We start from the raw sequence: 17740 nt of genomic DNA, 5'->3' as shown, positions 1-17740 counted from the left end.
AGACACTCTGGTCGGAGCCGTCGTGTGTCCAGGGTCAGTTTCCGGCGAACAGGTGTTCCTGCCGGGTCTGGACGAGGCCGCGCCACGCGCTGCGGACGTCGTCTTCGCTCGTGGTCCAGCGGATGGTCGACGGCCCCGGCAGGGGCAGGGCGCCCATGAAGTGAGCGATGTCGGTGAAGTAGGCGAAGTCGCCGGTGGCGGTCAGCGCGCGCAGCCGGTCGATGGTGGCGGCCAGGCCCTGGTCCTCGCCGCGGACGGCGTGGTGGAAGGCGAGAGCGAGCTCCACGAATCGGTGGAGGAAGGGAAGCCCCGCGGCCTCGATCTCGGCGTTCAGGCTCTGGGCGCGGTCGGTGACGCCGCTGGTTCCGGCGTCCTTGATCAGGCCGACTACCTGGGCGAGGAGGGTGTTGGAGCGCTGATCGAGGCCGTCGAGGAGCTGGTCGGCGAGTGCGAGCTCGTCGTCGGCACGGGCGGGGTCGGCGAAGGAGACGGCGAGGGCGAGGCGGACCTGCATCATGGCCCGCTCGCCAGCGGCACCGTGCTGCTCGGCTTCCGCCCGCCCGGCTTCGAAGGCGGCGACGGCCCGGACGGTGTCGCCCTGGGACCAGCGGATGTCGCCGAGAACGCGATGGTGGCGGCCCTTCCAGCCCAGGGTGGGGACGGCAGCCAGCGCCGTGGGGAAGTCGCCGGCGAGGCGGGCCAGGTTGGCCAAGCCCCGGCGGGCCCGGGGAGCGTACCGGCCGCCCGAGTCCGCCACCTGCTGCATCCCGGCACGGGCGGCGTCGTTGAGGCTGAGGTCCTTGTACGCCTTGGCCCGGTAGTACAGGCCCATCTCGGTGAGCTCCGCGGGCAGCAGGCCGCTGTCGAGGACCGCGGTGAGGCGGTCCGCGGTGCGCTGGCGGTGTTCGTGCTGTCGGCGGGCGATCGTCGTGAGGAGCTCTGCCAAGGCGTCGGCGGGGGTATCCGGCGCCGGATCGGCGTTGGCGTCGGTGGGCAGGGAGAGGGGCTCCCACACGGAGTCGTCCGTGTAGGCGTGTGCGGCAGCGGTGAGCCAGCCCAGGTCGCTCAGGCGGTGGTCGCGGGCCAGGCGCAGCCCCTGGCGAAGGCAGGCGACCAGGAGCATGCGGCTGGGGCCAAGCGCGGTGGCGCTGGTCCACTGGTCGCCGAGGGCGGCCAGGGCGCGGTTGGCGGCCTGGGCCCAGTCGGCCGGGGTCCAGCGGTCGTCGCTGTGGTCGTCGTCGCGGACGGCGCTGCGGATCGCGCGGTGCAGGTGGTAGGGCCACAGGGCGTACGGGTTCTCGTTGACCAGGGGCCGCTCGATCAGGCGCCGGGCCGGCGCCTGCTGGGCGAGGCCGGCGGTGCGGGTGGCCAAGTCGAGGTCGAAGGCGTCCAGCAGGGCGACGCTGCGCAGCAGGTGGCGTTCTTCGGGCGTGAGGTCGGAGAGGGTGCGGGCCAGGAGGGCGGGGAAGGTGCAGTCGAAGTCGGCCGGGGTGGGGGTGCGGCCGGTGCGGCGGATCTCCAGGAAGCGGGAGACCGCGAGGTCGAGGTGGAGGGGCAGGCCGTGGGAGCGGGCGGTGATTGCGGCCCGGATGTCGGCGCCGATCAGGGGCTGGTCGTCTTGGACCAGACGGCGGGCGAGGTGGGTCTCGCAGTCCTCTGGGGAGAGGTCGCCGATCAGATACTGCCGGGCGCCGGTGCCGGCTGCCCGCGGCGCCGGGACCGTCAGCGAGGTGGAAGAGGCGGCAAGGCCAGGCCAGGCGGCGGGGCCGGTCCAGTCGAGCTGGCCGTGCAGCGCGGGGTCCGCCCACGGCAGCCGGCTGCGGCCGCCGATGACGAAGAAGGTGCCGGGCATGAGCCAGACCAGGCGCTGCAGCAGCCGCTCGAAGTCCCGGTGGCGGTCTGCGGTGTCCTCGAAGGTGTCCAGCAGGACCACCGGGACGATGCGCTTCTTTGCGGGCAGCCGGCTCAGGTCCCAGGCCAGCAGGTGCGGGTAGTAGGACAGCGCTTCCAGGTCAGGGGTGGCTTCCAGCAGCGCTGCCGTCCGCGTGGCGCCGGCCAGGGCCTGGGCGCGCTCGTGGCGCTCGCGCAGCGCGTTCACCAGCGCCGAGGTGAGCTGTCCGGCAGCCGAGCCGACCAGGCCGGGCAGCGCCAGGGCTGCGGCGACCTCCCCCACCCCGGCCTGCAGCTGTTGGGGCAACATCTCCGCGAACTTCCCGGCCAGCCCGGAACGCCGGATGTACTCGTCCAGCGGCTCGCCGGGGTGGACGTGCTCCCAGTAGTTCCGCAGCGCCACGTCGAAGGACGGCATCGGCCTGCCCAGGGCCCCGGCGAGTGCGAGGCGGATCGTCAGGATGACGCGCTCGAAGTCCGAGCCAGTCGACGCGGCCCTGGACAGGTCGATCCGGATGGGCAGCACCCGGTCCGTCCAGGTGGGAGCGCCCCACTGCTCGGGGCGGTGCTCGGCGGCGGTGAGCGCAGCCTCAATCTTGCGGAGCAGGGTCGACTTCCCAACCCCGCCCACGCCGTGGAAGACGATCAAGTTGCTGCGGGGGGCTTCAAGGTCCTCCACGTCGAAGGACGGGCTGGCGATGCGGCGCAGGTGTTCCTCCACCGCGGCGGCCACCAGGACCCACTGGCTGTGCCGGTCGGTGAACGCCTCCGCGACATCGAACGACGACGGGTCGTTGGAGCTGAACAGCGCACGAAGGTCGGCCACGGTCGGTCCCCCCAGAATGATCATCGACGGTATCAACCGTAGGGCCTGGGGCGTGTGGTGTGGCCAGCTTCCGCAACGAGGTGCCGTTCCGCATCGTCTCGGCCAGAGACAATGGCGTCCCCGCCGCCTCCCGGTGTAAAGGAAGTCCCTTGTCAGAGCAGTGGAGTGCCCAGGCCGCCGAGCAGGCTGTCCTGGCCGTGACCAGGTGGTACGCAGAGCAGATCAGGAACGAGCAGCGCACCGGGGCGGACCCGGAGCGGCTGGAGACCCTCAAGGAAGGCTTGGCCGCGTGCGCCGCCGACCTGGAAGCGCTCCAGGACGGAGGGCCGGCGGAAGCCGCTGAGATCGGGTCCCGCTACGCGGCCCGGGCCCAAGAGCTGGAGGGCCAGTAGCTGGCGTCCTTCAGGACGGGCAGTAGGGCCGGGGTGAGCGGGGAGGTGAGAATCCGCGGCTGCAGGTGGGTCGGCATCAGCGGCCAGGCCAGCACGGCGATCTCGATGAGATCCGACCAGTACTGCGGCAGCTCGCCCTTCAGCCGCTGAAGGGTCGCCAGGAGGTGGGCGGCTTCGGCGGGCGTGTAGGGGCGGTGCTGCTCGGCCTCCAGGACGTCTCCGCCCCGGGCCGGGATGCTCCAGTCCCCGCCCCGGTTCCGGTCGTTGCGGTACAGCGCGGTCAGGTCACGGCGGATGACGGAAACGCTGTGCACGTACGGTGATTCCTCGGCCGCGCGGACCACGTCGGGGATGACGCTGAAGGTCTGGGTGTGGGCGGCGGCCGCGGTGAAGCGCGGGGTGACGCCCATGCGGGCCACCTCGGCACACCGCGTGGCGGTGCCCAGTCTGCTGTCCGCGGCCCGCGCCGCGATCACGACCAGCTCCACCCGCCGCCCCGCCCGGTGGTCGCGGCGGGCACTGGCCAGGAAGTGCTCGATGCTGTCCGGGGCGATCTCGATCAGCATGTCGCCGCTTCGCGCACGAACGTAGGCTTCGGCCATCTCCTGCCAGGCCCGGTAATCGGCCCGGATCCGCGCGGACGCCGTACGCGGCTCCTCTTGGAGAAGCCGGCGGTAGTCGGGGTGCAGGGACTTGAACGTGCCGCCTTCGATCCCGGTGGGCCGACGCGCGCGCAGCGCACGGCGCAGCGCCCGCGCCGTGTGCGACTTCCCCGATCCCTGCGCCCCCATCACGTAGAGACTGACCGGGTCGTCCTGCGGCGTGATGTTGCCCAAGAACATCGGGACGATCAGCTCGTCGAACACCCAGGCGTGCTCACTGGCGGACAACCGGTGGTAGTCGATACCCGGCGCCACCGTGAGGGGCTGGGCCCGCCGCCGTACCGGCTCGGCCAGCGCGAAAGCGCGCTCCAGACCGCCGGCCACCACCAGACGCCGCTCCGGTGCGAGCGGATGCAACCGCTGCTCCGCCCCGGCCAGCCGGCGCCGGAAGACCCAGGACTCCGGAGCCGTCCACGGCCGCGCCCACTCGGCGGTCAGCGCCTCGGGTGCGCCCGTGGGACCGCGCCAGGACGTTCCGTCCGCGGCGAGCTCGTTGCGGTACAGGGCATGAAGGCCGCGGCGGACCACCATGACCTGGTCCGCGAGGCATTCGCTCTCGACGGCCTGAAGGAACATGGGCAGGTTGCGCGTGCACTTCTCAAGGTTGCCCCAGGACACGGACCGGCCCACGCCCTCCTCGTCGACCTGAGCCAGGTACCGATCTAACCCGCTGAGCTGCGCTTCGGCCTCCGCGACCGCCAGCGCCACCAGTTCGACGCGGTAGCCATCCGTACGGTAGCCACGGGCCTTCGCGCACGCCTCATCGACGTCGGCGACGGGCTCTTCGAGCACCACGTCGAAACGCCGGCTCCGGGCGTACGCCTCGACCTCGGCCTGCCACCGCAGGACGTCAGGGCGCACCCGCACCCCTGCGGTGCGGTCATCGGCCCGCATGAGGGCGTCGTAGAGGGGGTGGGCCTTCTTGTAGAGGTCGCGGCCGATGAGGACCGCGCCGCCCCGGCGGCCGACAACCTCTAGCAGGAGGTCGCACAGCGCGGACTTTCCGCTGCCCGCGGGTCCGGCGACGATCACGACCACCGGGCGCTCCTGCGGGACGGCGTCCCGGGTCCAGGCTGGCAGGATCTGCGACGTCAGGATCGCCTCGTGCTGCTCCTCGGCCAACTCGACGGGAACGATGTCCTCGTCTCTCATCACCGCTCCACTGCCCTCTCCTGCGGCCTTCTGCCTGATCCCGGTCGGTGTTCCCGCTCCGCCGTGCCCGGCGCGCAATCCGGGCACGGCACGAAAGAGGGGGAGGTTCTACTCAGCGTCGAGCTGGCTGCGCAGCTGGTCGAGGGTCTTGCCGTCGCGGGTCTGCCACAGGGTCCACCCGTTGATGACGTTGCCCGTGACTGCCTCGGCGGCCTTCGAGGGGGAGGGGAATGTCGAGGAGTGGCCGTCGACGATCAGCTGGCCGTCGGCGGTCACGACGGCGCGGCCCGACCGGTTGGCGCGGCGCTGGTGGAAGGTCAGCTCGGTGCCCGACTCGAGAAGTCCGGCCTGCATCAGGCCGGCGAGGGGTCCGTGCGGTACGACGGCGGCCGCCTCGGTGGAGGGTTCGCCTCCGCCGAGGGACAGGGTGACGTGGACGGTGTCGTCGCCGCTTGCGCTGGTGAGACGCGCGATGACGGCGGGGTCGAAGTGGATGCTGAGGGTGGCCATGAGCGCTCCTGCCGACGACGGCCCGTAGGCCGAATCACTCGATTTCCCTTTGATCGTAAGCAGCACAAGCGACTCGCGTCAACTTCGATTCTGAGTGGTTCAGCAGAAAACGGCAGGGCCTTCCGGTGCGGCCGTCAGCGGTTCACCCGCGGCGGCCGAACGGCCACCACCTCCGGCGGGCAGGCGAGTCGGCTCAGGCGGCTGCGCCCATGCCGGCGGCAGGGGAAGGCGCAGGCGGGAGTACAGGCCGCGGAGGCGCCGCTGCCGCTCGGTCACTTCCAGCGGACGAAGAGCTGCTCTCCGGGCCCGGGGTCGATGCCGAACGGCAGGCTGAGCGGGGCCAGGTCGAGCTTCTCCTGCGGGGCGAGCGGCGTGAAGCCGCGCTGTTGATAGAAGCGGTCCAGGCCGGAGTCGACGGGGCACTGGCCGTACAGCAGGAGCAGCCCGAGCTGCTCGTAGATCTGCACGGTGCGCTTGAGCAGGTGGGTGGCCCATCCGGCGCCGCGGGCCTTCTCCGCGACGCTGAGGCCGGCAAGCTTGGCGAGGGCGAGGGGAATGGACATCAGCTGCTCGGGAGGTAATCCCTGCTGGTGGGCGCCGTTCATGATGGGCATCGGCGGCATCGAGTACGCGGCGCCGACGATGTCGCCTTCCTTGTCCTCCGCGACCAGGACCAGGGAGAGCCCGGGGATCGCGTCGAGGTAGGTCCTCTGCACCAGCAGCGGCGTCATCGCCCTGATCCACGCCTCCTGGCCGGTCAGCCCGGCGCACAGCGCCACCGCGAGCTCGCCGCCGAACTGGTCGGCCGCCGGCTGGTCCAGCCGTGCTCCCGCGGTTTCCATCAGGGCCTGCACGGCGGCATCCTCGCCCGCCTGAGCAAGCCGGATGCGCCCTCCGCCGGGGCCTTGCCAGCCCTCGATGACTCGCTTGCTGCTCACGGGCTGCGGCGGGGTGGAACCGCCGCGCGTCTTTCCTCGTTTGGCCATGCTCGGCACCGTACTGAGCCGGACTCAGCCGGATTGGCGGTTCACCAGAACCAGCCACTGTCCTGTCTCAGCGAAGGGGGGAGCGGCCAGGTCAGCGCCGCTTGCCGAGTCCGGGCAGTCCACCGGGCACCGTGCGGACGCTGCTCGACGAGTCGTCGGCATGCCGCGGAGAAGCAGGGGCGGAGGGCTTCTCGGTAGTTCTCAGTGGAGGCAGCACAAGAGGCTCACCGCCCCGGGGGCTTGCCACGACATCTCCTGAGGCTGAGCAGGAAGCGAGCTCACCTGGCACCTGGTGAGAGTAGAGGCGGCCCGTTCGGATGTTGACCTTTGTCGTCGCGCCACAGTCACCGCATTCGTGTCGGACAGCGTCCGGGTTTCGCACTCTTCCCCCTCCGAGCGGTCCTGGTTCGGCTGGCTCCCATCGTGGCCCCCGATCCCCACCTGCGGTAGGGCACCGCGCGTTCCCCGAGACCGACGGCGTGGTGCTGGAGGATGCGCCGGCCCCGATCGAGCGCGCCCGCGCCGGTCGCCGCCGGGGACCCGACGCCTCCCACGCTGCGGCAGTGCGCCGGGCCCGTGCCGAGCGCGCGGCGCGGGAGGCCGGGAGGCCGCCATGGACGCCCAGCGCCCCCCGCTGCGCAACGTCAGCATGAAACGTCGCCTCACCCCTAAGAGGGTTCGTACGGTATTTGTACGGTAGACGTACGCTAAAGTTACGGTTAATGGGGTAGGGTGTGAGTCAGGAGGTGCTTTCATGTCCGAGATGTTCGACGCGGTCGACGCGCTGGTCGCGTCCCGCTCTCCGCTGCCGCCAGCGGAGGAGCGTAAGCGGCTGCGCACCGCGCACGGCCTGACGCTGGACGAAGTCGCCGGCGCTCTGAAGGTGCGTCGGGCCACGGTGTCCGCCTGGGAGTCGACGAAGAAGCCGACCGAGCCGCGCGGCCCCGAGCGTGAGGCGTACGCACGACTGCTCAAGCAGCTCGCGGAGCTCTACCCGGCACCGGCAACGCCGGAGAAGCCGGCTGCCCCGGTGCCCGCCACGTTCACCCGCGCGCCCGACTCAGCAGGTGAAATGCCGGAGGTTCCGGACGCTGCGATCGAAGAAATGGTCCGGTCCCTCTATCCCTCTTCCGGCGCGCCCCGGCCGACGGGCTTCGCCGACCCGGCGGAAGCGCGAACTCTGTCCACAGGCCAGGCGTCCGAGGCTGCGGCCATGACTACAACCGAGAACACCCAGACCCCTGCCCCCGTCGCCGCTGCTCCGGCGGCCGCGACCCGTCCGGCGCGCACCACCAGGCCGTCGTCGACATCGCGCCGCCCGGGTGCGAAGAAGGCGGCCCCGGCTGGCACCCCGGCGGGCGGCACTGATCCGCGGTTCGAGAACGGGCCACTCGCGGTCGTCGATGTCGAGGACGGGAAGGTGCTGGCGTACTGCACCGGCGGCCTGGTCCTGGACGTGCCCGCCAAGAGCATCCCGGCCCTGGTCGACTGGACGCTGCGCGAGGCCAAGCTCGGGGCTCCGAAGTTGTCGGGGCCGGGCAAGGACGCCGACCCGCTGATCGTGCTCACCGAAGCCGCCCTTGAGCGCTACGGCCTGCCCGTCACGCTCACGGAGGAGGAGAAGCTCGCCGGGCGGATCCCGGAGGGCCACAAGGTCATCAAGCAACTGGCCCGTCAGGAGTGGCAGCTGACCAAGCGCGGGTTCGGGCCGTGGGCGAGGATCTATCGCCCCGCCATCGGTTCGGAGCGGGCCTGCGTGCAGCTGTGCATCCCGACGTGGGGGGCGCTGGACACCCGGCACTGGGGCGAGGCCGGGCAGCTCCCGCCGGCGGAGCTCGCCCGCGTCCTGGGCGTGTACGCCTCCCGTGTGATGACGCCGCGCGGCTCCACGGCCGTGACCGGCCTGGAGCTGATGACCGCCCTGCATCCGCCGACGCGGGCCTCCGAGCCGGACGCCGACGGGAAGCGGCACTCCGAGCACAACCCCGGCTCGCTGGGCAAGGAAGCCATCGACCCGATGAACTGGCCGCCGTGCGAGGTCCCCGACGGCCACCCGGTCCTCAAGGACCTGCCCCGCTTCCACGTGCGCGGACCGGCGGAGAAGCTGTTCGAGGAGGCGTACGACTGGGCGCGGCCGATGACCGACGCGGAGTGCACCCTGCGGCACCTGGTCGGCATCGACGTCAACATGGCCTTCGCCGCCGGCGCCAACGGCCTGCCGGTCGGCCTCGGGGAGGCGACGCACGTCAAGGCCCCCGCGTTCGACCCGAAGCTGCCCGGCTCCTGGCTGGTCGACCTGAGCCACGTGGACCTGTCCCGCGTGAAGGTCGGCAAGGAGTGGGTGGAGCTGGACGGCAGCCTGCTGCCGAGCCCGTTCACGCCGAAGGGCGAGCGCCCGACCGGCCCGGCCTGGTACGCCACGCCCACCGTCGCCTACGCCCAGGAGCTCGGCTACGAGGTGCGGCCGATCGAGGCGTGGGTCCGGTACGACAACGGGCGTTACCTGGACGGCTGGTACAACCGGCTCCGGGACGCCTACCTCGTCACGATGGCCGACCTCGGCGTCGACGCCGACCTGTCGCCGGAAGACTTCCTCGCCGCGATGAACGGCTACAAGGCCCGTGACCCGGAGCTGGCGATCGTCGTCTCGGCGGTCAAGGCGACGGTGAAGGGCGGCCTGGGCAAGCTCCGCGAGCGCCCGCGCGGGGAGGGCTGGCGGCCGGGCGAGCCGTGGCGCGCCCTGTCCCGCCCGACGTGGCGGCCGGACATCCGCGCGGCGGTCATCTCCCGCACCCGGATCAACCTGCACCGGAAGATCGTCAAGCACGCGTCGTTCACCGGGCAGTACCCGATCGCGATCCTGTCCGACTGCGTCGTCTACGCCTCCAACGGGCCCTCGCCGCTGGACTTCCTGCCCTACCGGGAGGGCAAGCCGCTGCCCGGCGGCTTCAAGCTCGGCATCAACCCCGGCCTCGTGAAGTGGGAAGGCACGCAGGACGTCCTGTGGGGCGAGGAAGTTCGGGAGCGGTTCAACGCGCCGGAGCTCAACCTGGCCCGGTACATCAAGGACGGCACCGTCACCGACGTCGACAACGGAGAGTAGGAGTAGGCGATGAGCCTGTTCGGGGACGGCCTGGAGGCCGCGGTGCAGAAGGCGTTCACCCGCCCGGCGCCGAAGTCGGCCGGCGCGCAGATGCGCTACCTGGTCAAGCAGCTCAAGGGCACGAAGGCGGTCGCCCAGATGCTGCGGGTCTCCCAGCGCACCGTCGAGCGGTACGTGAAGGACCAGATCAAGAAGCCCCGCCCGGACCTCGCCGAGCGCCTGGAGCGCGAAGTGAAGAAGAGGTGGCAGCCCCAGATCAGGGCGAAGGCCAAGGCGAAGGCGGCGTCGACGGGCGGCATCGTCATCGACACCCGGGCCCGCATGGGCTACACCGCGCCGATCGGGTCGACGGACGAGGACCGTGTCCGGCACCTGACCGTCGCCCTGCCGCCCCACTTCGCCGCTCGCCTCTTCGACGCCCAGGAGGCCGGCGCCAGCGACGCCCAGCTCCAGCAGATCGTGGCCGACGGGCTCAAGGAGGCGTACTTCCAGGACGGCGGCCGCCGCGCCGGAAGCCTCGAGGAGGTCCGCTTCACGGACGTCCAGCACCTCGAGTTCGACCTGTAGCAGCCCCGGACGACGAGCGGGCCCGGACCACACGGTCCGGGCCCGCTCACTTTCTGCGGTCAGGTGCGGAAGTGAACTCCAGCTCGTCACGTCCGCGTATTCGTGTCGGAAGCCGCTCGCGGACCCGGCACCCCGGCCCCGGGTTGCCCGGCCGCGAGCGCCTGGTCGACGAAGGCGCGGACCAGCTCGCGCGCCTCGGCAGTCAACACTTCCTCTCTCCACGTCTTCGTCCAGTGCCGGTCGCAGTACAGGTCGAAGCCGTGTCCGCTCGTGGTGGTGCCCCGGTGCCGGACGCGCGGCTGCACGGGACAGCTCGCGTGCCGGGCCTCGGCTTCCAGGTGGAACCCGGCCACCGCAGAGTGGAACCGCAGGGGAAGGGTCCGCTCCTCGCGGCAGCGGCTGCATTCCAGCAGGTGCGCCACGACCTCCTCCCGTCGCAGCAGGAGCTCCGGGATGCCCTTTCCCTCGAAGGTGTTGCAGCTGGCGCAGACCGGGCCGCGGACCAGGTCGTGCCCGTGGCAGTGGTCCCACACCGAGGCCCTGCTCGACTGGCACAGTCGGCACAGGTAGTCGTCGGCCCGCAGCTTCCGGGCCCGCATCTGCCCGTACGGCACCCCGCGCAGGTGTCCGGTGTACGCGGTGAACTCCGCCCCCGAGCACGGCGGGCACATCGTCACGTACCCGGTCTTGGTCGACGTCCTCCAGCCGCTCCAGCGCGGCCCCCGCGCCCCGCACCGCGAGCACAGCCGCGCCCGTTCGAGGAGCTTCTCCTCCACTACCTCCCACCGGTCCAGGAGGTCGGCGTAGGCGCGGGGAAGCCACCAGCGGCCCTCGCCTCGGGTGAGCAGTCCCAGAGGGTAGGTGCCGGCGATCGTGGACGCGCTCCCGGATCCGTTCCGCGCGGTGACTAACTCCTCCCACGTCAGCTCGCCCGGAAGGCCGTTCTCCCCGATCCGCGCCCACTCGCTGCGCTCGGTATACGGCCGATTCCGGGCCAGCTCCTTGGACAGGGCCTCGTGGTACATCCAGCCGGCGATCTGGCCACGCCAGTTCGCGCGGCCGCGGGCGTCCTCATCCTCGGCGCTGCTCTCCTCACGCCACCGCCGCCCGGGAAACACGACCTCAACCAGGTCGTCGTGGTCGACGGTCACGGCGGCCAGGTCCCGGGCGGCCCGGCGCACGTCACGCTCGTCGTACTGCCACGGCCCCTTGTGCTTGTACAGGCGCAAGGCGACGTCGCCGACGACGACGTGTCCGTGCCAGCGCAGGTGGTGCGACATCGTCTTCATCAGGGCATCGGGGCGCAGGGGCAGCGAGGCGTCGCGGGTCTCGTCCGTGAAGATGGCGCACGCCAGTTTCGGGCTGATCATGGGCATGGGCGGGAGCGTTGCAGACCCCTCTGACAACGCCCTCCGCAGATTCGTACACAGCCGCGAAAGACCGATCGGGTACTCGATACGCGTCCGATGTGTCCGGCCGTTAGTCCTCGCCGTCGAAGCCGCGGGCGAAGCCCTTGAGGACCGGATCGAGCTCGGCGGCCGCACCGCACAGCGAGCACAGCCGGACACCCGGCTGCTGCGCCACGTCCAGGGCCCGCTCCACCGTCAGCACCGGCACCCCGGTCGGGGCCTCGTCGCAGTCGACGGCGTGCACGACACCGCCTCGGGCGGGACCGCGGCCGCCGGCCTTCGCCAGCACCCAGCCCGACGGGCGGCGGGGCCCGAGGACCTGGTCCACGAGCGACGGCTTCGGGAGGTACTCGGTGGGCACGTCGTCGTACGAGACGCCGTCCACGGGCCGTACGTGCTGTGGCGCGCGCACCCAGACCCGGTACTCGGCAGGCTCCACCGAGCCCCCGGGCCCGTTGCGGTACGCGGGCAGGCCCACCTCGTACAGCCAGCCGTCGAGGACTTGGCGCTTCGCCCACAGCCGCGCCACGACCTCCTGGTCGCCGGGCAACAGCACCCGGATCGGCACCGGGGCCGGGTCGGGTGCGGGCGAAGGTGACGTCGACATGCCTCCACCGTAGACACCACGGACCGACAGAACGCCGTGACCTGCATGGACGCGGACTCTGTCCACAGGGCAGGCGCCCGAGGCTGCGGCCATGACGATCAACGACTCGCAGCAGCCGGCCCCGCGCCACGGCAAGATCCTGGAGGCCCTCGCCCAGGCAGAGCGGAAGGTGTTCACCCGGCCCGCGCCAAAATCCGCTAAGGCTCAGGTGAAATTCCTCCTCACGCGAGCGAAGGGGTCCACCAAGGCCCTGGCCGAGCGCCTCGGCGTCTCGCGCCGCACGGTGGAGCGCTACCGCGCCGGACAGCTGGCGAAGCCGCAGAAGCGCCTCCAGGCCGCGCTGGTGGAGGAGACCGAATCCGAGTGGCAACCGCAGGTCAAGGCACATGCACGGGAGCAGGCCGCGACCTCCACCGGCATGATGGTGCGCGTCGTTGCCCACTTCGGGTTCACCGCCAACGGGTCGTCTGATGACGGTCGCGAGCGCACGATCCTCACCCCGATATCGCCCACCTACGCCGCAGAGATCCTCCGGCTACAGGAGGCCGGTGCGACGGAGTCGGAGCTGCATCCGGTCGTCGCGGAGGCCATCACCGAGTCCTATTTCACGGAATGGGGAACCCGGGCCAAGGGTCTGCGCGCCGACCTGACGGACGTCCGATCTATTGAGTTCGAATTTTGAGACACCGCAATTTAGGGCCTGCTATAAACCGTATGCGCGGGCCGTCGCGGAAGCGCTCTGGCGGCGGCCCGCACCCTTTTTGACTCCGGATGCGAGGCCCTATGAGCACCCCCTGGCAGACCCGGCGGGCATCCCGCCAGCCCTTCGCCGCCCGCGCGGCCGCGCCCCGGGAGCCGGTCGACCCCGCGCGCATCGGCCGGCGCGTCGTACGCCGTCGCGCGAAGGGCATGGACGCCGCCGCCGTCGTGCGCGCCCTCGAGGACGCCCGGTTCGACGCGCGGCAGGACTCCCGGCACGAGGACCTGGCCGACGACGAGCGCGGCCGCGCGGAGCTCGCGGAGTGGGAGCGCATCGACCAGCTGCTCGTCGCCGCCGCGCCGGGCACCGTGTACGACCCGGACACCGACGACGTCGTCCAGGCCGAGCTCGCCGCCGAAGCCGCGGCCGCCGCCGACCGCGAGGCCGCCGTACGCGAGGCGCAGCGGATCGCGGCCCGCGCCGACGAGCTCCAGGCGCTGCGCGAGCTCCACGCCCTGGAGCGGACCGAGCCCCGCGACGGGGACGAAGCCGTGCGCGACGAGATGACCCGGCGAGCCGGCGGATACGTCCAGGCCGACGTCGACGCCTGGCTCGCCCGCGCCCTAGCCGCGCACCGCGGGCACTACCGCGACCCGGCCGCCCGTGAAGCCGCCGCCGACCTCCTGCCGCCGCCGGTCCTCGCCCACGCCGCACTGCTCACCGAACTCGTCCGCCTGGTCCCCGGCGTCGACATGGACCAGCTGGCGTTCGCGGCCCGGCTCGCCACCACCGAACCCGAAGCCGCCGGTGACCTCGCCGCGCTCCTTGCCCGCGCCCGCTCCGGCGCCAGCTGACCGCACCACGCTCTTCCGGCCGAGTGTCATGCTGACTGAGCGTGAGCGTGACACCGGCTGTCACGCTCCCTCGGGAAAGTGTCACGCCACCTTAAATGTGTCCCTGTATGTCCGTTTCTCGGGGCCCGTAGGGGCCTCCAGGGCAGTTTCGGGGACGGAGCGTGACACATAAGAGTTGATCTCCCGAGCGCTTACGAGCAGTACGGAACGTAGTCATGGGGGCCGGTTCAGCCGGAGTGGTCCCGGGCTCCGCGGCCCGGCGATACCGTGGTGAGCAACGCCAGTCCTGCCCTCTGGAGCCCTCGATGAGCGAACAGCCGGCCCCCGCCGACACCGCCGCCCGGCAGCTGGAGCCCGCGGCCGCCGACGCGGTCCGCGCGTACGCGGCCAAGACCCGCGCCGACGCCGACCGGTTCGCCGCCGTCCTGGAGGACATCGCCACCAACGGCCTGCCCGACCCCGAGCAGTGCACCCCGTGGGAGGAGCTGCGCGAGGCCCACCTCGCCCGCCTCGCGCGGCAGCGCCCGGCCGTCGCCTGATGGCCCCGCAGCACGGCCCCCGCCGCGCCCGGATCGCGTTCTCCGACTCCGCCGCCAAGCAGCTGGAGAACCTGACCAGCGAGGCGGAGATCCACGCCCTGGACCGCGCCCTGGTCGTCGTCTCCGTCGACCCCGAGGTCGGCGAGCCGATCCCCGGCGACACCGCCGGCCCCCAGCTGCGCGAGTACGCCGACGAAGTCGAGCGCGTACGCCTCCTGTACTGGGTCACGGCCTTGAAGACCGTGGTCGTGGTCGCCTACCTCGAGGTCTGACCCACGACGCCCTGGACCAGGCCGACCGCGTCCTGCTGGCGCGGCCGGCCTCTGCGCGTGTCCGTCGTTTGGTGAGGGATCGGGTCTGTCGGTTGGTGAGGGATCGCTCGCGTACAAGGAAGACCTAGGACTGACTGACCAGAGGACGAGCGCGACCTTCCACCCGCCGTAGGCGAAGTACCGGAAGTACAGCCGGGCAGTCCTCGCCAGCAGGCTCGCCACTCGCCTTGCACCCTTGCACCCATCGCCGCGTCACCGTCGGCCCGGAACTCCACGCCGACGGCGCGCCCTGCAACACGCCCGTGCAACGCGGCCTGCAACACACAGGTGCAACAGAGCCCGCGTTGCACCCCTGGCCTGCGGCAACGCCCCTCAAAGCGCGGACCGGGTGCGTGTTGCACCCCGCGTTGCAGGCCCTCGTCCCGGACGGGGCCCGGACGGCTCGGCACCGTCTTGCACCCCATTAGTAGGTAGTACAGGTAGTACCTATGTGCGGGTTGTAGATCTCTCCCCCTGAGAGCGAAGCTCGCCGCGCGGGTACACACCACCCGCCGCCACCTGCACCGAGGCCCACCCCGACCGTCCGGCGCACATGATCCTTCCCGGCGCTGTACGGCCGTCTGCGGCGTTCTGACGCCGTCCGGGCTCCCGAGTGACCATCAAGGCCCTCAAAGGCGCTCACAGCGGCGCACAGCGCTTCGAGGGGCGGTGAAGCGCCCTGCCCCTCGGCGACAGCTCCACGACGGGCGCCCAGGCCGCCCCTCCTCGGCCGCCGCCTCTCGCTGCTCCCGGGCCGAGCTCTGCTCTCAGGGGGGAGGAGACTCAACCCGCACGTAGGTACTACCTGTAGTACCTACCAATGGGGTGCAAGACGGTTCCGCTCCCGCCAAGCCGTGACCGCCGACGGCCGTCACCGACCAGGTGCAGCACCTCGTGCTGCTCGGCCGCCGACGTCCTGCTGCTCCTGGTGGTGAAGGGTGCAAGGCGTCTGCTGCATGTTCGACGAGGAGTGCAGCGCAGCATTCGCACGGGCCAGGCGGCACACGGGTGCTGCTCGGGTAGCAAGGGTGCCCTAACCCGGGCAGCACGAGACGCAGCAGAGCTACCGGAGCCGCCACCGTTCGTTCTGCTGCTCCAGAACAAAGTGGTTCACCTGGTGCTACCGCCAGCTTGTCGCCGGCCCCCACGGAGCTGATGACGCCGTGGCTCGCGTTTGTTCTGCTCCTCCAGAACAAAGCGGTTTAGGTAGTGCTACCGGCGGGAGGGGGCAGGGCAGGAAGAAGGCGCCGCAGCAGGAGGTGCGGCGCCTTGGGCCTTCGGTGGGGCGGGTCAGCCGGTGGCGGCCAGATTGGCGACCTGAGCGGCGAACCGGGCCCGGCGTTGCTCGGTGAAGCGCTCGGGTTCGGAGGCTTTGATCTCCGGGATCGGCATGGGGTAGGCCACCTTGCCGTCGGTCAGCACCGGGTGGAGTTGGTAGAGGGCGTCTTCCAGGCTCCAGGCGAGCCCGCACTCGCGGAGCTCCTTGAAGCCGCGGTTCACGGTGGGCTTGCTGGCGCCCAGCTCGCGCGCCATCTCGTTCTGGCTGATCGCGGCAGTGCCGGTGTCCGGGTTGCTGAGGTACAGCAGCTCGTCCAGGACGCGACGGCCGGCGGTGGAGACGTCGACCAGGGACAGGATGCGCAGGGCGTCGCGGGTGAGCGTGACGGGCGCCTCGGAGGGAGGGCTGGGGACGTAAGAGCTGCTCACGGAGCCTCACCACTTCCGATCAGAACGACGCTGCCACAACGAGGATATGCCGCGCGGGATCACGCGCTCGCCTTGCGCACGGGCCGCCGCTGGCGGAGCGTGACGACCTTCTCCTTGCGGCGGGCGGCCTCGGCGGCCTTCTTCTCCGCCTCACGCGCCCGGCGCCACTCGGTGGGGTAGTCGGCGTGCGGAATGATGCAGGCCGGCCCGTCGGCGGCGTTCCAGAGCTTCTGCCACTTCTCCTGCTCGCCGGAGGTGCCGGCCACAGTGAGCCACGGGTTCAGCTGGAGGATGCCGCGCTTGGCGGTGCGCATCCAGCCGATGTGTGCGAAGAACTGGCTGGCCTCGCTCACCGAGGCCACCGACAGGTTGCACCGGGCCTGGAGGTCGCGCTGGTTGGTCTTCACGAAGCCGCGGGGGACATCACGGTCCTTGTCGTTGGCGCGGTTGGCGTCCTGCAGCGCCATGAGCTTGCACCAGACCTGGAACCAGGAGCCGGGCATCTTCAGGCTGCCGAGCACGTTCAGCAGCAGCCGGGCGTCCAGAACGTAGCCGCTGACCTCGGCGCTCGCGGCGAACTCGCGCCCCTGGATCTTCTCCACGCCCAGGATCAAGCCGCCCTTGCCGTCCGACCGCGCGACCACGCGCTCGCCGGGGCGGACGATCGGCAGCTGTTCCATCGGCACTGTCCTCCAGGGATGATCAACGGTTCGGTGAGCACGGTAGCACTAGGTAAACCGGCTTGTTCTGGAGGGGCAGAACAAACGGTGCCTCACAGTCACCTAACGACCCGTCAGGTTCGGGGTGACTTTGTTCTAGGTTTCCAGAACACTCGGGAGCCGTTTGTTCTGGAGATCTAGAACAAACGGTTTCGCATCGTCGCAGGTCAGAGCCGTTTTCAGCGTGGTGCCCTCTTAGGTGTCTTTAGACACCAGCCACCACCCCGGCCCCTGCTGCCACGCCGCGCACCGCGCGGCAAAAACCGCTGGTCACGGCGGGCGCGTCGCCGCTGGTGACCTGCGGATCGTGGGAGCCGGCCTCCGTGGCTGAGCTCGCTTCGCGTGCGGCGCCGTCTCCGGGTGCGGGCCGGGGACAGCAGCAGCGGCTCTGAGTCTCGGGTGGTACCAGCCGTGACGATCAAAACCCTGGAAGCGTGGCTGGTCCCGGTGGACGGTTCCGCCGCCCGGCCCTGGGGGGCCGTTCGGCTCCGGTACCTCCGCACGTCGAAATTCCGGCTTTCCGATATCTGAGGTTCCGTTCTGTGGCTCGGGTCCGCATCTTCCCAATCTAGGATTCCTCGCGTGAGTGGTAGGCAGAATTCGCGCGCTGACCGTGTATCAAAAACCGCGCCCCCGCCGGGTGGTTGGGGGGTGTCCTGTGTTTCCGCCAACGGTACATGCTGCATCTACCGGATGCCGGTACACTGGAACCCACACGAACGAGCGACCCCCACCCCCTCATAGCCAGCCAGGCCCGCGCCAGCGGGCCCAACGGTTCTGGAGGCGCAGCCGGAAGGACCGTCAGG

15 protein-coding genes are annotated in these 17740 nt (G+C 71.0%); 7 read left to right on the top strand and 8 right to left on the bottom strand.

Annotated elements, in window-relative coordinates; translation table 11 throughout:
- Positions 1-34: 34 nt before the first annotated feature.
- On the bottom strand, positions 35-2716 hold the full coding sequence (locus IG54_RS0129595; RefSeq protein ID WP_234336389.1) for an ATP/GTP-binding protein: 2682 nt from the start codon (positions 2714-2716) through the stop codon (positions 35-37).
- Between the two features lie 149 nt (positions 2717-2865).
- Between IG54_RS0129595 and IG54_RS38390 the strand changes: the two genes are divergently transcribed.
- Positions 2866-3108, top strand: a complete 243-nt coding sequence (locus IG54_RS38390) for a hypothetical protein (RefSeq protein ID WP_037897973.1) — start codon at positions 2866-2868, stop codon at positions 3106-3108.
- Here the strand turns inward: IG54_RS38390 and IG54_RS0129585 are convergent.
- The 3 genes from IG54_RS0129585 to IG54_RS0129575 all read right to left on the bottom strand — a co-directional run bounded on the left by IG54_RS0129585 (position 3072) and on the right by IG54_RS0129575 (position 6418).
- Entirely contained in the window at positions 3072-4922 is a 1851-nt protein-coding gene (locus IG54_RS0129585; RefSeq protein ID WP_030791333.1) for a zeta toxin family protein, read from the bottom strand. The genes IG54_RS38390 and IG54_RS0129585 overlap by 37 nt on opposite strands.
- 108 nt (positions 4923-5030) lie before the next feature.
- Positions 5031-5432: a DUF4357 domain-containing protein gene (locus IG54_RS0129580; protein WP_030791330.1), complete on the bottom strand. Its 402-nt coding sequence runs from the start codon at positions 5430-5432 to the stop codon at positions 5031-5033.
- A gap of 272 nt (positions 5433-5704) precedes the next feature.
- A complete protein-coding gene (locus IG54_RS0129575) occupies positions 5705-6418 on the bottom strand; it encodes a GNAT family N-acetyltransferase (protein WP_051820125.1) in 714 nt (237 codons plus the stop codon).
- 754 nt (positions 6419-7172) lie between these two features.
- Here IG54_RS0129575 and tap point away from each other — a divergent pair.
- The gene (gene tap / locus IG54_RS0129570; protein ID WP_030791324.1) at positions 7173-9521 is read left to right on the top strand and encodes a telomere-associated protein Tap; all 2349 of its coding nucleotides are present in this window, start codon (positions 7173-7175) and stop codon (positions 9519-9521) included.
- Positions 9522-9530: 9 nt separating this feature from the next.
- Positions 9531-10088 (top strand): telomere-protecting terminal protein Tpg, encoded by a 558-nt coding sequence (gene tpg / locus IG54_RS0129565; protein WP_030791321.1) that lies wholly within the window; start codon positions 9531-9533, stop codon positions 10086-10088.
- Between the two features lie 86 nt (positions 10089-10174).
- On the opposite strand, the gene IG54_RS0129560 is transcribed toward tpg (IG54_RS0129565), so the two are convergent.
- Both IG54_RS0129560 and IG54_RS0129555 read right to left on the bottom strand, forming a co-directional pair.
- Entirely contained in the window at positions 10175-11464 is a 1290-nt protein-coding gene (locus IG54_RS0129560; protein WP_037897970.1) for an endonuclease domain-containing protein, read from the bottom strand.
- Between the two features lie 103 nt (positions 11465-11567).
- Positions 11568-12104, bottom strand: a complete 537-nt coding sequence (locus IG54_RS0129555; RefSeq protein ID WP_051820123.1) for a DUF6233 domain-containing protein — start codon at positions 12102-12104, stop codon at positions 11568-11570.
- A gap of 91 nt (positions 12105-12195) precedes the next feature.
- Between IG54_RS0129555 and tpg (IG54_RS0129550) the strand changes: the two genes are divergently transcribed.
- The 4 genes from tpg (IG54_RS0129550) (at position 12196) to IG54_RS0129535 (ending at position 14469) form a co-directional block, all read left to right on the top strand.
- The gene (tpg, locus tag IG54_RS0129550; protein ID WP_030791312.1) at positions 12196-12786 is read left to right on the top strand and encodes a telomere-protecting terminal protein Tpg; all 591 of its coding nucleotides are present in this window, start codon (positions 12196-12198) and stop codon (positions 12784-12786) included.
- Positions 12787-12887: 101 nt separating this feature from the next.
- Complete coding sequence (locus IG54_RS0129545) at positions 12888-13658, top strand: hypothetical protein (protein ID WP_030791309.1); 771 nt, start codon at positions 12888-12890, stop codon at positions 13656-13658.
- 305 nt (positions 13659-13963) lie between these two features.
- On the top strand, positions 13964-14197 hold the full coding sequence (locus IG54_RS0129540) for a hypothetical protein (protein ID WP_030655479.1): 234 nt from the start codon (positions 13964-13966) through the stop codon (positions 14195-14197).
- Entirely contained in the window at positions 14197-14469 is a 273-nt protein-coding gene (locus tag IG54_RS0129535; RefSeq protein WP_030791305.1) for a hypothetical protein, read from the top strand. Before IG54_RS0129540 ends, IG54_RS0129535 begins: the two co-directional genes overlap by 1 nt.
- A 1329-nt stretch (positions 14470-15798) precedes the next feature.
- Here IG54_RS0129535 and IG54_RS0129530 read toward each other — a convergent pair.
- The gene (locus IG54_RS0129530) at positions 15799-16215 is read right to left on the bottom strand and encodes a helix-turn-helix domain-containing protein (protein ID WP_030791302.1); all 417 of its coding nucleotides are present in this window, start codon (positions 16213-16215) and stop codon (positions 15799-15801) included.
- A 59-nt stretch (positions 16216-16274) separates the two neighbouring features.
- Entirely contained in the window at positions 16275-16895 is a 621-nt protein-coding gene (locus tag IG54_RS0129525; protein ID WP_030791300.1) for a hypothetical protein, read from the bottom strand.
- Positions 16896-17740 lie beyond the last annotated feature (845 nt).

It is taken from the genome of Streptomyces sp. NRRL S-920 (assembly GCF_000717945.1).
GTDB classification, from domain to species: Bacteria; Actinomycetota; Actinomycetes; order Streptomycetales; family Streptomycetaceae; genus Streptomyces; species Streptomyces alboniger.
The sequence above is the reverse complement of the archived record's forward strand: the minus strand, read 5'-3'. Positions and strand labels throughout refer to the sequence as shown.

Bases quoted from the DNA above. Each gene is read 5' to 3' on its own strand.
- IG54_RS0129585 (WP_030791333.1), bottom strand. From the start codon at position 4,922: ATGAGAGACGAGGACATCGTTCCCGTCGAGTTGGCCGAGGAGCAGCAC.
- IG54_RS0129580 (WP_030791330.1), bottom strand. From the start codon at position 5,432: ATGGCCACCCTCAGCATCCACTTCGACCCCGCCGTCATCGCGCGTCTC.
- IG54_RS0129575 (WP_051820125.1), bottom strand. From the start codon at position 6,418: ATGGCCAAACGAGGAAAGACGCGCGGCGGTTCCACCCCGCCGCAGCCC.
- tap (WP_030791324.1), top strand. From the start codon at position 7,173: ATGTCCGAGATGTTCGACGCGGTCGACGCGCTGGTCGCGTCCCGCTCT.
- tpg (WP_030791321.1), top strand. From the start codon at position 9,531: ATGAGCCTGTTCGGGGACGGCCTGGAGGCCGCGGTGCAGAAGGCGTTC.
- IG54_RS0129560 (WP_037897970.1), bottom strand. From the start codon at position 11,464: ATGCCCATGATCAGCCCGAAACTGGCGTGCGCCATCTTCACGGACGAG.
- IG54_RS0129555 (WP_051820123.1), bottom strand. From the start codon at position 12,104: ATGTCGACGTCACCTTCGCCCGCACCCGACCCGGCCCCGGTGCCGATC.
- tpg (WP_030791312.1), top strand. From the start codon at position 12,196: ATGACGATCAACGACTCGCAGCAGCCGGCCCCGCGCCACGGCAAGATC.
- IG54_RS0129545 (WP_030791309.1), top strand. From the start codon at position 12,888: ATGAGCACCCCCTGGCAGACCCGGCGGGCATCCCGCCAGCCCTTCGCC.
- IG54_RS0129540 (WP_030655479.1), top strand. From the start codon at position 13,964: ATGAGCGAACAGCCGGCCCCCGCCGACACCGCCGCCCGGCAGCTGGAG.
- IG54_RS0129535 (WP_030791305.1), top strand. From the start codon at position 14,197: ATGGCCCCGCAGCACGGCCCCCGCCGCGCCCGGATCGCGTTCTCCGAC.
- IG54_RS0129525 (WP_030791300.1), bottom strand. From the start codon at position 16,895: ATGGAACAGCTGCCGATCGTCCGCCCCGGCGAGCGCGTGGTCGCGCGG.